This is a genomic window from Brachyspira pilosicoli (genome assembly GCF_036997485.1).
Taxonomy (GTDB): Bacteria; Spirochaetota; Brachyspiria; order Brachyspirales; family Brachyspiraceae; genus Brachyspira; species Brachyspira pilosicoli_C.
Genome location: NZ_JAWLPU010000001.1, coordinates 873239 through 890026 on the forward strand (window position 1 = coordinate 873239; position 16788 = coordinate 890026).

Here is a 16788-nt window from a genome sequence, read left to right on the forward strand (position 1 = left end):
AATAATATTTTAATTTTAACAAATTAATCATTTTTTCTATCAATTTAATGATAACATAAAGTACAAAAATGGCAAGATATTTACAAAAAATGTTATGAAAATTAAATTAAAACAAGATTAAAATATAATTATTAAATATAATTATTAAATATTTATATATTTCTATATAATATAAAAGTATTATATAAATGAACTATTTAAAAAAATATTTATTTACGTTTTTTAATAAATATTATTTATATGATATAAGTTATTTTTTTTGGGATATTTTTTTAAATACATATTTACACCGCATAAAAAATATAGTTTATGCGATATAAAATATTTTTTAATATATTTTATTATTTTGTAAATTTAAGAAAAATATTTTTTTACTATTTCATCATCTTCCAAGGCAGTAAGTATCTCTACTCCATCTTCTTTAACAGCAACAGTATGTTCATAATGAGCAGATAAAGAACCGTCTCTTGTAACAACAGTCCAATCATCATCTTCAATATATATAGCATGATGTCCCATATTAACCATAGGTTCTATTGCTATTACCATATTAGTTTTAAGTACAGGACCAAAACCTTTTTTACCTCTGTTAGGCACAGCAGGCTCTTCATGCAAATTAGCCCCAACCCCATGACCGTTAAACTCTCTCACTAAAGAATACCCTGCATCTTCTGCAGTTTTTTGTATGGCATAAGAAACATCTCCCAAATGAACACCGTCTCTTATTTGTTTTATTCCATTAAAAAACGATTCCATAGTTGTATCTACAAGTCTTGAAGCCTCTTCAGATACATTTCCGACCTTAAAAGTAAATGCTCTGTCTGAATGATATCCTTTATAATAAACACCTATATCAAGACCTATTATATCGCCGTCTTTTAATATTCTTTTTTTACTTGGTATTCCATGTATTATTTCTTCATTTATAGAAGCACATATTGAAGCAGGAAAAGGCGGATTGCCGTAACCCTTAAAAGAAGGCTTTGCATTTTGCTTTCTTATATAATCATACACAAACTTATCAAGCTCTTTTGTAGATATGCCAGGCTCAACAAGTTTAGAAACTTCTTTAAATACATTTGCTAATATATGTCCGCTTTCACGCATCAAATTTATTTCTGATTGTGTTTTTATTTTAATAGCCATTTTTAATGCTTTCCTTTATTTATCAATTTGATTGATTCTCTGTATTATTTGGATTCTCAAAAGTATTTTCTGCCTCAACCTTATCACTAAAAGAATCTTCTACTATCTTTGTAATATTCTTTTTCTGTCCGCCTGTAATAGTCATTTCTCCCTGTATAACAGCACCCTCTCCGACATCTATCTTAGGAGCTTCTATATTTCCTAAAACTCTTCCTGTTTCTATTAATACTACTTCATTTGAAGCTGATATATTGCCTATTAAAGTACCAGCTATTGTTATGCTGTCTGTAATAATAGTGCTTGTCTTTACCTTGCCGTTAGTACCTATTATTAAATGCCCGTCTATTTTTAAGTCTCCTTCAAATTTGCCGTCTATTTGAAATGAGCCTTTTACTATATAAGTTCCTTTGAAATATGAACCTTCCCCTATTATACTATTAATCATCTCTCTTTTTGACATAATAATCACACTCCAAATTTATACTTCATTTTGATTTTATAAGTATAAAACTAAAATGTCAAGTTTATAGATTTTCAATAACTTATATATTTTAACCATTATTTAATAAAATAATTTTTTATATATAATTAAATTATGAAAACCAAAGTTTTATCAATACGATAATTTTATGTGAATACAAAAAAATATAAATTATAAAAAATAATTAATTAAAAATATCTTTAAAAGTTTTTTATTATTGTTATAATATTCTGAAGTGATTCAAATTATTATACAGCAATTAGAAGGAAATATATGGTCAATTTTTTTAAAAGCCAGTCTACAGAGGCAAGAAGAGATTTAATACTTCATGGTTCTATAACAAATACGTTAATAATGCTTTCTATTCCAACTCTTATGATGGGTTTGGTGCAATCAATGATGCCTCTTATGGATGGGCTTTTTTTGAATAATGTTACAGGTACAATTATAGCGAGCAGTGTAAACTTTTCAGAGCCTATTATTAATATGATGACTGCTTTATCGCAAGGTTTGGGTGTTGCCGCTATGGCGATAGTTGGGCAATATAATGGTATCGGAGACTTTAAAAATGCTAAAAGAATTTCAACACAGATAGTTGTTGCCGGTGTATTATTTGGTATAGCCATGGGGCCGACTTTATATGTTGTAAGCATACTTGTTTCTATGAATTTACAGCCGGGTGTTAAAGAGAATGTTTTTCAATATTTATCATTATATAGTTTTGTTATGCCTATGACTTTCATGGCTGCTATATATAATGGTCTTAAAAATGCAAGCGGTAAACCAGAGGCTACTTTTATAAGAATGGTTTTACTCCTTATATTAAAAATTATATTTAATTTTATTTATGTTTATTTCTTGCATCTTAAAATTGTTGGAAGTGTATTATCTTCTTTTTCCACTTATGCTATAGTTAGCGTTTGGATGTATTATGATTTATTTATAAAAGAAAGCGATGACAAATTAAGTCTTAAAGATTTCAAGTTTGATTTTTCTATATTAAAGGAACTTATGATTATAGGGGTTCCTTCTATGCTTACTACTTTTCTAAGCAATTTAGGTTTTTTCCTAATAAATAGCGAAGTAGAAAAATATGGGCCTGCTATATTAAATGGGCAGGGTATAGCTAACAATATAACAGCTGTTTGTTATAATTTGCCTGCTGCTTTCGGTTCTGCAGTTACAACTATGGTAAGTATGAACATTGGGGCTAAATACGCTGATAAGGCTAGAAAGTCTTGCTACATGGGTATATTGATGAGCGCTATTACAGCTATTTTACTTATGGTTATTATAATACCATTGTCTCCGCATATTACTATACTTTTTACAAGGGAAGTAGAGGATTTATATGTGGCTAATAGGTCTTTGCCTATATATGCTTTATCGGTTTTGGGTTTTGGTGTTACTATGGTTGTGCAGGGTGCTTTGATTGGGCTTGGAAGAACGAGGATACCGCTTCTAATCAGCATACTTAGAATATGGCTTCTTAGATATATTTTTATTTTAATTACTTCAAGGTATATTCAATACTGGGCAGTATTTTGGGGTAACTTATTCTCTAACACAATGTCTGGTGTTATAGCCCTTGCTATTTTATCAAGAGTGCCTTGGGTATCTGTTATTAATATGCAGACGCAAAATATATTCATGCTTAGAGCAAAATTATTTGTAGATGAACTTGGTGCAAAGTTTTTCCCTAAAAATATTGGAAAAAGAAAAGATTATTCATTAAAATTGAAGAATAAAATTAAAAATATTACGGACCCTATCAAATTATCAAAGTTTGAAAAAAGAGAAGAAGAAAAATTAAAAAGAATGGAAGAGCGTGAAGAGAGAATAAGAGAGAGAGAAGAAAAGAGGGCAAAAGAGGTTGCTGAGTGGAAAAGGCAGATTGAAGAGATAAAACAAAATAGAGAGAAAATGAATGAGGAACATAGAAGATATAATGAGGATAGAAAAAAAGAAAAAGAAGCTAAAAGACAGCAAATATCAGAAAATGTGAGATTAAGAAGAGAGGCAAGGCATAAACTTAGAGAAGAGAGAAAAATTGAAAAAGAAAAACAAATTGAAGAGAGAAAAAATTTAAAGAATAAGAAAAATGAATAATTATAATACTTTAATTTTACTTATAGCAGGACAATCAAAAAGATTTGGCGGAAAAATAAAAAAGCAATTTATTAAAGTTGATAATAAGCCTATATTCATACATACTTTAATTAATGTTTTAAAGTTTAAATTTGATAATATTGTTTTAGTAAGTTCAAAATATGAGATAAATAATATAAAAAAGTATATAGAAAAAGAAGATGCTATAAAAGATAATATTAAAAAAATTATGCATTATATAGAAGGCGGAAGCGAGAGGGTTTATTCTGTTTATAATGCTATTAAATATTTAAATGAAAATAATATAAAAACTGATTATGTGTTTATTCATGATGGAGTAAGACCATTAGTAACAAAAAAAGAAATATTAAGCCTTTATAATTATGTATTAAAAAATGATGCTGCTATACTTGCTTCTAAAGTAACAGATACTATAAAAAAAGTTGATGATAATAAAAATATTAAAGAGACAATAGATAGAACATATTTATATAGAGCTGCTACTCCTCAGGCATTCAATTTTAATAAATACTTGGAAGCTATCAGTAAATATATGAATGCTAAAAATAAAAAATTAGCAACAGATGATGCGGAAATATATAGTAAATATTCAGGGAAAGTTGGTATTATAGAATGCTCTTCAAATAATATAAAAATAACAAATAAAGAAGATTTATCTATTTTTAAAAAACTAAAAGGCATATAATTTTGTATATTTAATATATATATGCTTTTTGTATTGTAATAAGATATATTTTAATAAGTATATATCCGAAAATTTTATATAACAATTTTTATTGAAATAGGTTATTATATTAGTTGCTTATAGGCTTATGGAGGTATATGAGTGCGTAGTAAAAAGCACTCACGTTTTAAACTTTATTTAGCTACTACCTTGATAGCTTTCTTAATACCTAGTTTGTTTAGCATTTCTTTTGTATTTTCAAATAAACAGAAGTATTTAGATAATATTATATCTTATGTAAATAAAGTATCTCCTATTAATATTTATATAGAGGATATAAGCTTATCATTTAGGTTAGAAATTATTCTTGATAATGTAAAACTTTATTCTAAAGGTAATGATAAGGAATTTCTTAGTATGGAAAGAGCTCTTTTGAGTTTTAACCCACTAAGGCTTTTTATAAAGAAAGATATATTTTATATGCTTAGTGATGTTGATGTTACTAAGGGTGATTTTTATCCTGAGTTTTTGGATACATCTATTTTTCAGTCGAATAGTAATGCAGATACAGATTACAAAGAGATTATAAAAAATATAACAGATATATTATTAGATAAAAGTATTCTTGTAAGAGATTTTAATACAAAAATAGAAGATAAGGATGGAAATATATCTCAGGTTTCTATAACATCTCTTAATGGAAACTTTAGGTCATACAAATATTTTCTTACTTATAATTTAAATCTTCCGGACGAGACTATATTAAATTTTTCTACAGAAGTTAATCCTGATTTATCTTTTTTAACATGTATAATAAGTGCTAAAGACAGCGAAAGAGATTTATTTAAATACGATATAAATGCTACAAATAATAATGATTTTTTAGAATTAAATTTAAAAAATACAGAAAAAGATGATCTATTAAATATTAATTATAACTATAATAATAAAAAACTTAATTTCAAACTTTTAGATGCCAATATAGATAAAAATACAGTTTATAAGTTTGTGAGCATAGCATTAGATACCCCTATAATATACAATGCTATAAAGCCTAATGATGATAACATAAAAATGATTAGTAATGCTATTGACCGTTTTGATTATGTGAATATTAATGCTTATGGTAATTATGAGATTGATAAAGACATATATATAGATTTTGATATTAGAGCAAAAGACGAATTATTTAATTTATATGCTGATGCAAAAATTACTAATAATAATTTAATATTATCTAATGTTAATATCAATGCTTTAGACGGCAATATAGTATTGAGCGGCATAGTTCCTTTGAATGATCCTGTTTCCAGTGTATTGAGTTTGAATGTTAATGACTTATCTGCTGGTGCTAATAGGCTATCTGCTGCTTTATCATTAAAACCTATAAAAGTTAATGATGAAGAGTTGTCTTCCAGTTTTATAATATCAGAATTGTCTTATGAAAATGCCTTAAAATATCCATTAACATGGGTTGTAAGGTACATGAAAAAAGAAAAATATATAAAAATGAATTTAAGCGGAAATAAATATATAGACCCTTTTAATGTTGATATATCATTAGATAATACTAAAGCTGTATTGGTAGAGGCTGATGGTATTATACCGCAAGAATTATTTGTTGTATTTTTGGGCGGCAATCCTATTGATAATTTATCTTCTCTAAATGTTAAATATAGTTTAAGCAATGCTTCGTATACAGATGGAAAGGGAAATGTTCATGTATTAAATGTGTCTTCTAGAAAGATTTATACAGAGGAATATTTAATTAGAGTAGGGGCTTTAGCTTACAGTAATAAAATAGAGATTAACGATATATTTTATAGGCTTTCAGAAGGCGGCGGTATTAATGCTAATGCTGTTATAGAATACGATAAGAATTTCAACATAAAAGCTAATGGAAGCGTAAAGACACCTATTGGTGATTATAATTTAAATGGCTTCACACTTACAGCTACTAATGGAAGCAGGATATTATATGCTTCTACAGAGCATTCGGAAATAGTTGCTAATGGCTTTATTGCAACCAATGGAGATTTTGAATTAAATATAGCAACACCTAATGAATTAAAAGTTAATGATATATCTTTTAATGCAGATGTATCTATAGACAATTACAGAAATAAGCCAATATATTTATATGGGGACATTAAATTTAATAAAAACATATCCCCTATTGTTGCATTAAATACTCAATTTGAACTTTCTAATACAAGCATAGTATTTACAAACATAGTAGTTGATTATGGCGACAATAGAGTGTTTGGCGAGGGTGTACTTTCTTCTTCTGATGGGGTTAATAAGTTTACGGCTTTACTTAAAGACCCTAATAATAATGGAATGATAGCTTTAGATACATCTATTAACCAAAATAATTTATTTGGAAATCTTACTATATCCGATTTGCCTTTTAACCTTGATATGGCTGGCGGAATGTATGGCATAATTACTGCTAATGCAACTGTAATAGGGCTTCTCAATGACCCTGTTATATATTTAGACAAGTTTAATATAAAAGATTTTGAAATTCTAGGAGACAGGTATGATGTTTCTTTAACAGGCTATTATAAAACAGATGAAGTAGAGATAAAAAATGTACTTATGAGCAAAACTGGTTCTATTGGTATTGTAAAGTCGAGAACATTTAAAAAAACAGGTGAGCAATTAAAAATACCTTATGCATATTTTTCAAAAGATTTGCATAATATGACTATAGAAGTTGATAAATTATTTTATTTGAGTACTTATTCCGGCACCATTGATTATAATATGCGCTCTTTAGCAGATGGAAGCAAAGAGTTTAGACTACAGACAACACCTATAACAATTAATAAAAGAAAGCTTCCTGAGTTTGGTACTATAATACGATATAATAATGATTATATTACATTTGAAAACAATAAAAGTCATGGTATATATGGAAGCATTTCTAATAAAGATGGAGTTAGTGCAACTTCGTTAAGATATGTTTATGATAATTATGATATTCTTAATATTGATGGTACTATAAAAGATACAGGTAAAGAGCAAGTAGATTTGCTTCTTACATCCGATAGGCTTAATGTTGAGATATTTGAGATATTTAATGTATTATTTACAGAGATACAGTCATCGCCTACTAATTTTATGGTTGATAATAAGCCTTATACTTTATATGCCAAGGTTCACGGACCTAAAGACGATATTGCAATTAATGGAAGATTTTTAGGTCATGGCAAGAAAGTAAAAATAGCATATTTCTCTGATATATTTGACAGTACAGTTGTAGATTTTAATTTTGACGGCAATATGTTTAATGTAAACAATCTTACATTTACTTATAAGGGTAAGAAAAATTTATCTATTACAGGGGAAGCCGAAATATTTAAAAATAATATAAATTATATGGCTTTTGATTTACTTTCATCAGACGAGCAATTAGGACTTTTAAATGGTTCATTAGACCTTAATATTGTAAAAATAAAGGGACCTTTACACGTAGATTTACAAGTTGGCGGAAATATAGCAGAGCCGAGAATAGGCGGAACATTAACTCTTATGAAAAGTGATGTTCAATTATCTATTAACCCTCAAAATACATATAAAGAGCATGTTTATGGTATGGCTAGTAAGATTTATTGGGATTTTGTTATAGAAGCTTGGCAGCAAGTTAGAGTTGCGCATAATTTGGTTGGCGATGTTTATCTTGAAGACGGCTCTAAAATGAGTGTATACAGCACATTGAGAGACGGATTAGAGTTAGAGGGTACTATTAATTTTGATAGGGGAAGCATTTATTATTTACAGAATGTATATCAAGTAGAAAATGGTACTTTAACATTCCCAGATGTTAATAGTTATGACCCTATAATAGAAGCAACTGCTTTCACATATAAAAAATATTATCCGGCAAATGTCAGTGTTTCTGCAGATTCTTTGGAATATCAAAATGCAGGTGAAAGCGTTACACTTTATATGGAAATGAATGCCCGAGTTTCTCAATTATTGACAGACAGCACAGGCGGCATATCTCCTGTAAGATTCTACACTATCCCTTCGCTTGGACAGTATCAGGTTAATCAATTAGCTGGAATACCTCAGGGTACTTTTGGTAATAGAGAAAATCAAGTTTATGCCGAAAATTTCAACAGTATAAACTCTGCTAACAATATGAATAATGCCCAACTACAGCAGCTTACTATGAATTATAGTGATTTGATATTGAGAAGTACGGTTTTAAGACCAGTAGAGCGTTGGGTAAGGCAGTTTTTGGGTATAGATTATATTAACTTAAGCCCTACGGTGGTGAATAACTTATTGTTTGTTACAAATAACAATAATCTTAGTGCTTCTTCTGTTTGGGATAATACGAGCGTAGGTATAGGTAAATATATTTCTAAATATCTATATTTGAAATATGATGTTACTTATAGAGTTAATGATGCTTCAAGGCCGAGCGAATTAGGAAGACCGGTTGATGCTTACTATTTTGACCATCAATTTGGCTTTGAAGTGTCTTTACTAAAAAATTATAGACTTGCAAATTTTGTATTTGAGTATAAAATAAACCCTTTCAATATAAAAGGAACAGGTCAAGACTTTAATATAGTTACACGGTGGAGATTTTAGTGAAATTTAGAATAAATCTTATTATTATTATTGTTATTACTCTTTTTGCTGCCTTTTTATTTTTGAAGGCGGCTGAAAGTGATTTTGAAAATTTACAAACTTCACAAAATATTGCAGTCTATGAAGGTCTTACTATTAAAGACATAATAGTTACAGGGGAAGTAAGGCTTAGCGAGGAGCAAGTAAAAAATAATTTCCCTATTAAAAAAGGAAGTAAATTTTCTAGAACAGAAGTTAATAATGCTATAAAAAGTCTATTTAACACAGAATCTTTCGACAGAGTTGCTATAGATGTTACAAGAGAAGATGACGGCATTATACTTAATATAGTAGTGGCAGAGAGATTTATTATTAAAGATATTATATATAACGGAAATAAGCGTTTAAGCAGAACAGCATTAAATGATGCCATAAAACCTATAATGCGTGTGGGAGACCCTTATATACCTCAGAAGTTAAATGATGCTGTTAATGCTATTATCACTAACTATCAAGATAAAGGATATTTAAAGGCTTATGTTGAGCCAAAGGTTACTGAAGATAAAGCAGCTTCTGATGTTGTAATAGAGATGAATATTGTAGAGGGTAATGAGGTTAAGGTATCGAGCATTCGTTTTCACGGAAACACCCACTTTTCTCCTAATGAATTAAAAAGACAGATGTCTACAAAGGAAAATGGTTTCTTATCTTTGGGTAAGTTTAATGAGTTTAAGTTTGAAGAGGATAAGTCTAAAATAGTAAAGTATTATGCTGATAGAGGTTATTACAAGGCTAAAGTAAATAATGTTCGATATACTTATCAATGGAGAGACCCTCAGGTAAAAAATGAGCAGGATTTGATTATAGATATTTACATCACAGAAGGTGATAAATACTATTTTGGAGATATTGGATTTAAGGGTAATTTTGTTATACCTTCAGATGTTATACAGGCGGATATAAAATCTAAGAAGGGCGCTTTGTATAATTATACTTATCACATGGCTGATTATCAGGGTATACAAAATAAATATTCTGAGAAGGGTTATATATTTAGACAAGTTATTCCTGTTATATCGGTTAATGAAGAAAACAAGATAGTTAATATAATGTATGATATAGTTGAAAACGATAAGGCGCATATAGAAAACATCACAATAGCAGGAAACACTAAAACTAAAGATTTTGTTATACAAAGATATATTGATATAAAACCTGGTGAGGTATTTAACTCTGCTAAAATACAGCGTGTACAAGAGAGATTATATAATACGCAATTCTTTGACAATATTAATATTAATGTAAAGCCTGGGTCTGCTGAAGGACTTATGGAGCTTGGTCTTAATGTTACTGATGGTAAGTCTGCTATGGTATCTGGAGGAGGCGGTTTTTCTACTGGTTCTGGATTTAAAGTTTTTGCTTCTATTAGAGAAAACAACTTTTTAGGAAGAGGCTTGCAATTAGGTTTAAGCGGTGAGTTTGGTCAGACTCAAAAGAGAATAGCAGTTAATTTTGCAGAGCCTTATTTGCTTAATTTGCCTATATATTTGGGATTTGATTTATCTTACTTTAATGAAAGTGTTAATACAGGATATCAAATAGGAAGTGACCAGTTTGGGCTTCCTAAATACTCTTATTATACAAGACATGGTTTTGAAGGTATTGCGAGGGTTGGTTATTATTTCTTTGACTATTACTCAACTTTCTTAACATTTGACACCATTGTACAGCAGTATCAGCAGTGGTATGATCAAGGTGCAACAGCTGAAACCCCAAATTATGTTTTGAATGATATTAAAAAATATTTAGTTCATAGAATAGACAAAAAAGACGGAAGTTTCCAAAGATGGCAAAGTGATTGGTTTACTACTTTTATAGTATCTTATTCACTTCTTAGAGACAGCAGAAATGATTATCTTAACCCTACAAGGGGAAGTTTCTTAAGAGGTACAGTGGATTTCTACTTTAACCATACACAATTAATGAGATTAAATGCTACAGGTTTCTTAGCTGTGCCTGCTACTAAATGGCTTTCATTTGCATTCTATGGTGAGATTGGTCAAATTATAGCCATTCCTGGACTTCCTATTCAGAATGATGCTGATGTGCTTTATTATCTTAACCCATTTGAAGATGTTAGAGGTTGGGATACTTCTAAATATACTATATTTAAATATAATAGAGGTTTAAGCACTTATGATTTGCCTAATGAAAATGGTCAAAAAGATTCTTGGAGTTATGGTAGAGCTAAAGTGAGGTTCTTTGCAGAGCTTCGTATACCTATTATACCAAAAACTTTAGGATTTGTTGGTTTTCTTGATGCAGGTCAGTTATGGCTTCCTTATTCTACAGGTCTTAATTCTTATGGAGATGCTTATGATTATCCTTCTCAGTTTATGGATATTAAGGATATATTTGACCCTTCACAGTATATGTATTCTGTAGGTTTTGGTTTGAGACTTACTATACCAATATTTAATATTAGATTCTATTTTGCTAAGAGGTTTGTTTACAATAAAGATGATGTTGGTTTTGGTAAAGGATTTCAGGATTTTGAGGGCGATACTTATTCTCCTCTTGGTAAGTGGCTTGGCAGAGGCTGGGGAATTGCATTTACAATGAACCACCCATTCTATTAAAATTATATATTGCTATTTTGCAGTTTTTATTATAATTTTTATTATATTTATAAATAATTTGTCAGTAAAATATAAAAGGAGAAAATAAATTATGAAAAAATATTATATTTTTGGCTTAATGTTTTTATCTTTTTTAGTTATATCTGTAATAAGTCCGAGAGTTTTTACACAATCATATAGGCTTACTAAGGTTGGTTATGTTGATTTAGATAGAGTTGTAAAAGAGGTTACGAAAGATGAAGTTTTTGTTGAGAATTTAAAATTAAAAATGGAAGAGCAAAATAATAGAGATTTAGCAGAAACTAATAATACAGAAATAAATACTAATCCGAGAGATAATTCTTTGAGAGGTCAAGTTAAAAGACAGGTTGCTTCATCACTTCTTGGTATAGTAAAAAAAGAAGGTTATACTTTAATACTTGAGAGAACTGAATATGCTATTCTTTATGCAGATAGGAATTTTGATATTACAGATGCTGTTATTAAGGATGTGAAAGAATCTGTTATGAAAAAATAATTATTAATAAATAGTATAATTCATTTAAAAATACATACTATTGACAAATAATAAAAAAGACTTTATATTAATAATACTCTGCTTGGTACGTGAAGCGATGACATTCTTGCACCAGTATAATTTAATGCTAAAGGGATCTGGATTGAAGCATCAATGATAGGCTCGCCATTATCGCGATATGGTATAGAGAAATCAAGGTCATGTTTCTGGGGAACCCACCTGACTATAAAGTTAGGTGCATTTATGTCGCATACGGCTATAGCGGAGCTTTTTTATATATTATGTGTTATAAATTATTAATTATATTCGCTATTATTAATCAAATAAAAAACCCAAATACATACAAAATTAGAGAGTAACAATGGATAATAAAACAAATAAAGAAAATACTAGACTTGTTAAAGTTATATTAGAATCTGGTTTTGCAAGCAGAAGAAATTGCGAGAAAGCTATAATGTCTGGAAGGGTGAGAGTAAACAATCAGGTGATATTAGACCCTGCTTATAGAGTTAAAGAAACAGACAGTGTTTCAATAGATAGAAATATTATAGAAAGACAAACTAAAAGGTATATGGCTTTATATAAGCCTTTGGGGGTTGTGAGCACTACTAAATATTTACCTGGCAGAAGGATAATTACAGAGTTTTTTAAGGGTATAAAAGAGAGGCTTTTTTATGCTGGAAGACTTGACTCTGAATCTCGGGGGATTATGATTATTACAAATGACGGTGAGTTTGCTAATATTATAACACACCCGTCTTATGAAATATTAAAAGTTTATGATGTTACAGTTAATGGAAAAATAGATTCTGAAGCTCTATTAAAAGCAAGCGGCGGCATTACAATAAAAAATGTTACATATTCCCCTTTTAAGTTTAAAATTCTCTCTAAAGGAAGAGTGCAAAGTAAGATTCGCCTTACTATAAACGAAGGTAAAAACAGAGAGATAAGAAAGATATTCGATTATTTGGGTTATAAGGTTATTGATTTGGAGAGAATATCTGTAGGGTGTGTGAGCAAATATGATGATGTATCTGGTACTTTAGAGGCTGGACATATTAGAGATTTAACAAAAAAAGAGATAGAGTTTTTCTTTAAGCAAAAAGATAAAAAGCTCAAAGAGATAGAGTCTTTATTTTCTAATAACACACTTGAAACAGATGAAGAGTTTAACGAAGAAGATTTTCTAAAAGATAGTGAAAAAGAAGTAAAAAAAGAAGAGAAAAAACAGCATGATAAATCTAAATGGGCTAAGGCTAAACCTAAGAAAAAAAGATTAGCGCCTAAAAAATCTACTATTAAAAAAATTAGTGCTAAAAAAATTGCTGCTTCTAAAGAAAAAAAATTAAAAACGGTAAAAAAATCTGTTAAAAAGTCATTAAAAAAGAATACAAAATCTTTAAATAAGAAAAGTAAATAATTAGCCCTATAATATTATTATAGGGCTATCACTTTATTAATATATTAAAATCATAGAAGTATATACATATTCTTAACGTTAATAATACACTATAGAACAAAAAAAATCAATAAAAATAATGTGTTTTTTATCTTATTTTTGTTATATTTTTTATAAAATATTTATATAAATTTGATTACTAATTTACATTTTATAGGTTTTATATATAAACGGGAGTTTTATATGTTAAAGAGGGCATTATTTTTATTTATAATATTTATTTTTATCATATCTTGCAGAAGAGCTGTAACGCGTCCTACTTTAGATTCATTGGGAACTCCGCCTACTGAACCTGATTTTCCTACCATAGATGAAAATACAGAAGGAGATTATATCGTAAAAGCAGATGATACTGAAGAGGAAATAGCAAATAAAATTCAAAAATATTATGAACAATATCAGCAATATGCAGTTATCTTGGAAGATACAGAAGAGAATATAAAGGCAAATGGTACTATAGAAAAAATTAATACAGTTATAAATAATGATATTTATTCTCAAGGCGTATCATTAAATTTACTTCTCACAGATATTACTGAAATAAAAGAAAATGCTTTTAAAGGTAACGTAAATTTGATATCAATAGAATTTCCTGATACTTTGACTACTATTGGTAATTATGCTTTTAATAATTGTAAGAATTTAATAAAAATTAATTTTCCTTCTGCATTAATAGATATAGGAAAAGGTGCATTTTTAAGTTGTAAAAGTTTAGAAGAAGTTAATTTGAAAGATACAAAAATAAATATATTATCTACTCAAATTTTTAGTGATTGTTCTAAATTAAGTGCAGTTACACTTCCTGATATATTATCAGGAATAGAAAATAGTGCTTTTGCTTATTGCTATTCTTTAAAAGAAATTAATTTTCCTGAATCATTAACAACGATAAATGTTTTTGCTTTTACCGGATGTAGTTTTGTAAAACTAGTATTTAATAATGGATTGACATCTATAAATTCTATGGCATTTTATAACTGTTCATCTTTGACTCAAATAAGTTTTCCTTCTACATTAACAAAGATTGATAGTTGGGCTTTTAGTGGTTGCGGTAATCTAAATGATATAGAATATAATGGTGATAATCCAAATATACAAGCTGTTAATATATTTAAATCTTATGCTGGTTCTACAGAAACTACACCAAAACAATTATATTTACCTAATGTAGAAGCGCCAAATGAATCTTCTCAAGACCCAAATCCTTGGGAAAATTTCTTAGATTATGATTGGGTTAATAAAATACAATATAAAACTAATATGCCTAATAATTAAAAAATATTTTGCTAAATAGGATAATAGAGAACTTATAATATTTATAGGTTCTCTTTTTTATATAAATAATATTAGACATTTTACTTGATTATATGGTTTTTATATAATATACTTTAAACATATAATATAAAAATTAGAAAAACAATTTAGAGGTGTAATAACTTATGGAAAAAAATGTACAAGATAGAATTAATTCTTGGCTTAACGGCTCTTATGATGAAGAGACAAAAAAAGAGATTAAGGCATTATTAGATTCTGGCAATGAAAAAGAATTAACAGATGCTTTTTATAGAGATTTAGAGTTTGGTACTGGCGGACTTAGAGGAATAATGGGTGTTGGTACTAACAGAATGAATAAATATACTGTTGGTGTTGCCACTCAGGGTTTAGCTAATTATATACTTAAACAAGGCGGAAGTAATTATAAAGTTGCTATAGGGTATGATTCAAGAAATAATTCTGATGTATTTTCTAAAGCTGCTGCTGAGATACTTTCTTCAAATGGTATAAGCGTTTATTTATACGATGATATTCACCCTATTTCACTTCTTTCTTATGCTGTTAGAAGTTTAGGCTGTATTGCTGGAATTGTTGTTACTGCAAGCCATAACCCTAAAGAATATAATGGCTATAAAGTTTATTGGACTGACGGTGCTCAAGTTATTCCTCCTCATGATAAAAATATAATAGAAGAAGTATTGAAAGTGAAGCCTGAAGAAGTAAAAATGGGAGATGCTTCAAAAGTTACACTTATAGGAAAAGATATTGAAGATAAATATATGAATGATTTAATGGGCTATTTAGTTAATCCTGATATCATAAAAAAACATCATGATATAAAGATAGTTTATACACCTATTCATGGTTCTGGTTATAAAATGGTTCCTATGGCTTTAAGAAAGGCAGGATTTACTAATTTAACAACTTTAGAAGGTGCTCAGCCTCCTAATGGAAACTTCCCTACTGTTGAATCACCTAACCCAGAAAACCCAGAAGCTTTACAAATCGCTGTTAATAAGGCTAAAGAGATTGGTGCTGAACTTGTTATGGGTACTGACCCTGACTGCGACAGAATGGGCTGTGCTTTGCTTACTAAAGACGGTTCTTATATGTATCTTACTGGTAATCAAATAGGCTCTATTATTTCTTATTATCTTATTACAAATAAAAAGAATGTTAAAGACCCTTATATAGTAAAAACTATAGTTACTACCGAACTTGCAAGAGCTATTGCTGATGCTAATAATGTTAAGCTTTATGATGTACTTACTGGTTTCAAATGGATTGCTGATATTATAGAAAGAACAAAAGACGGCACATATTTATTTGGTTTTGAAGAAAGTTTCGGATATTGTATTAACTCTAATGTACGCGATAAAGACGGTGTTAGTTCTTGTTTGATGCTTGCTGAAGTGCTTGCTTATTGTAAAGACAATAACATGACATTAGCTGATTATTTAGAGAGCATTTATGAAAAATATGGATACTTCTACGAAGAGACTATATCTATCACTAAAAAAGGTGCTGACGGTGCTAAGGCTATAGCTGATTTAATGACTTATTATAGAAACAATTTACCTAAAGAGATTTCTGGTGTTGAGGTTGTAAGCATAAGCGATTATGAGAAAAAAGAAGTTTACGACAATAGCGGCAAAAAAATAAATGACATTACTCTTCCAAAATCTAATGTGCTTCAATACATACTTTCTGATAAAACAAAAATTACTATTAGGCCTTCTGGTACTGAACCAAAAATAAAATTCTATTTTGAAGTTTGTGTAAAAGAAAGCAAAGATAAGAGACTCGCAGTTGCTAAAGAAAAAGTAGCTAATTTTAAAAAATTTATTAAAGAATAATATTTTACAATTAAATATGAAAGCCCTCATTAAT

General features: G+C 28.8%; 10 protein-coding genes. 8 read left to right on the forward strand and 2 right to left on the reverse strand.

Translation table 11 applies throughout. The annotated features are described in order from the left end of the window. Positions 1-354 precede the first annotated feature (354 nt). Both map and R4I97_RS03945 read right to left on the reverse strand, forming a co-directional pair. On the reverse strand, positions 355-1146 hold the full coding sequence (gene map / locus R4I97_RS03940; protein ID WP_335783789.1) for a type I methionyl aminopeptidase: 792 nt from the start codon (positions 1144-1146) through the stop codon (positions 355-357). Between the two features lie 22 nt (positions 1147-1168). After that, positions 1169-1606 carry a polymer-forming cytoskeletal protein gene (locus tag R4I97_RS03945; protein ID WP_335783790.1) on the reverse strand — a complete coding sequence of 146 codons (438 nt, stop codon included), beginning with the start codon at positions 1604-1606 and terminating at the stop codon, positions 1169-1171. 294 nt (positions 1607-1900) lie between these two features. Between R4I97_RS03945 and R4I97_RS03950 the strand changes: the two genes are divergently transcribed. From R4I97_RS03950 to R4I97_RS03985, 8 genes are all read left to right on the forward strand, one after another. Continuing rightward, positions 1901-3736: an MATE family efflux transporter gene (locus tag R4I97_RS03950; RefSeq protein WP_335783791.1), complete on the forward strand. Its 1836-nt coding sequence runs from the start codon at positions 1901-1903 to the stop codon at positions 3734-3736. After that, the gene (gene ispD / locus R4I97_RS03955) at positions 3729-4442 is read left to right on the forward strand and encodes a 2-C-methyl-D-erythritol 4-phosphate cytidylyltransferase (protein ID WP_335783792.1); all 714 of its coding nucleotides are present in this window, start codon (positions 3729-3731) and stop codon (positions 4440-4442) included. Before R4I97_RS03950 ends, ispD begins: the two co-directional genes overlap by 8 nt. A 141-nt stretch (positions 4443-4583) precedes the next feature. Continuing rightward, complete coding sequence (locus tag R4I97_RS03960; RefSeq protein ID WP_335783793.1) at positions 4584-9029, forward strand: hypothetical protein; 4446 nt, start codon at positions 4584-4586, stop codon at positions 9027-9029. Next, positions 9029-11647, forward strand: a complete 2619-nt coding sequence (gene bamA / locus R4I97_RS03965) for an outer membrane protein assembly factor BamA (protein ID WP_420535682.1) — start codon at positions 9029-9031, stop codon at positions 11645-11647. Before R4I97_RS03960 ends, bamA begins: the two co-directional genes overlap by 1 nt. Positions 11648-11738: 91 nt before the next feature. Further along, positions 11739-12164: an OmpH family outer membrane protein gene (locus tag R4I97_RS03970; RefSeq protein ID WP_335783794.1), complete on the forward strand. Its 426-nt coding sequence runs from the start codon at positions 11739-11741 to the stop codon at positions 12162-12164. A gap of 361 nt (positions 12165-12525) precedes the next feature. After that, complete coding sequence (locus R4I97_RS03975; RefSeq protein ID WP_335783795.1) at positions 12526-13584, forward strand: pseudouridine synthase; 1059 nt, start codon at positions 12526-12528, stop codon at positions 13582-13584. A 222-nt stretch (positions 13585-13806) separates the two neighbouring features. After that, positions 13807-14898, forward strand: a complete 1092-nt coding sequence (locus R4I97_RS03980) for a leucine-rich repeat domain-containing protein (protein ID WP_335783796.1) — start codon at positions 13807-13809, stop codon at positions 14896-14898. 164 nt (positions 14899-15062) lie between these two features. Continuing rightward, positions 15063-16754, forward strand: a complete 1692-nt coding sequence (locus R4I97_RS03985; RefSeq protein ID WP_335783797.1) for a phospho-sugar mutase — start codon at positions 15063-15065, stop codon at positions 16752-16754. Positions 16755-16788: the final 34 nt, after the last annotated feature.

Excerpts from the sequence above, each read along its gene's own strand:
- R4I97_RS03985 (WP_335783797.1), top strand. The coding sequence starts at position 15,063 with ATGGAAAAAAATGTACAAGATAGAATTAATTCTTGGCTTAACGGCTCT.
- ispD (WP_335783792.1), top strand. The coding sequence starts at position 3,729 with ATGAATAATTATAATACTTTAATTTTACTTATAGCAGGACAATCAAAA.
- map (WP_335783789.1), bottom strand. The coding sequence starts at position 1,146 with ATGGCTATTAAAATAAAAACACAATCAGAAATAAATTTGATGCGTGAA.
- R4I97_RS03970 (WP_335783794.1), top strand. The coding sequence starts at position 11,739 with ATGAAAAAATATTATATTTTTGGCTTAATGTTTTTATCTTTTTTAGTT.
- R4I97_RS03975 (WP_335783795.1), top strand. The coding sequence starts at position 12,526 with ATGGATAATAAAACAAATAAAGAAAATACTAGACTTGTTAAAGTTATA.
- R4I97_RS03950 (WP_335783791.1), top strand. The coding sequence starts at position 1,901 with ATGGTCAATTTTTTTAAAAGCCAGTCTACAGAGGCAAGAAGAGATTTA.
- R4I97_RS03980 (WP_335783796.1), top strand. The coding sequence starts at position 13,807 with ATGTTAAAGAGGGCATTATTTTTATTTATAATATTTATTTTTATCATA.
- R4I97_RS03945 (WP_335783790.1), bottom strand. The coding sequence starts at position 1,606 with ATGTCAAAAAGAGAGATGATTAATAGTATAATAGGGGAAGGTTCATAT.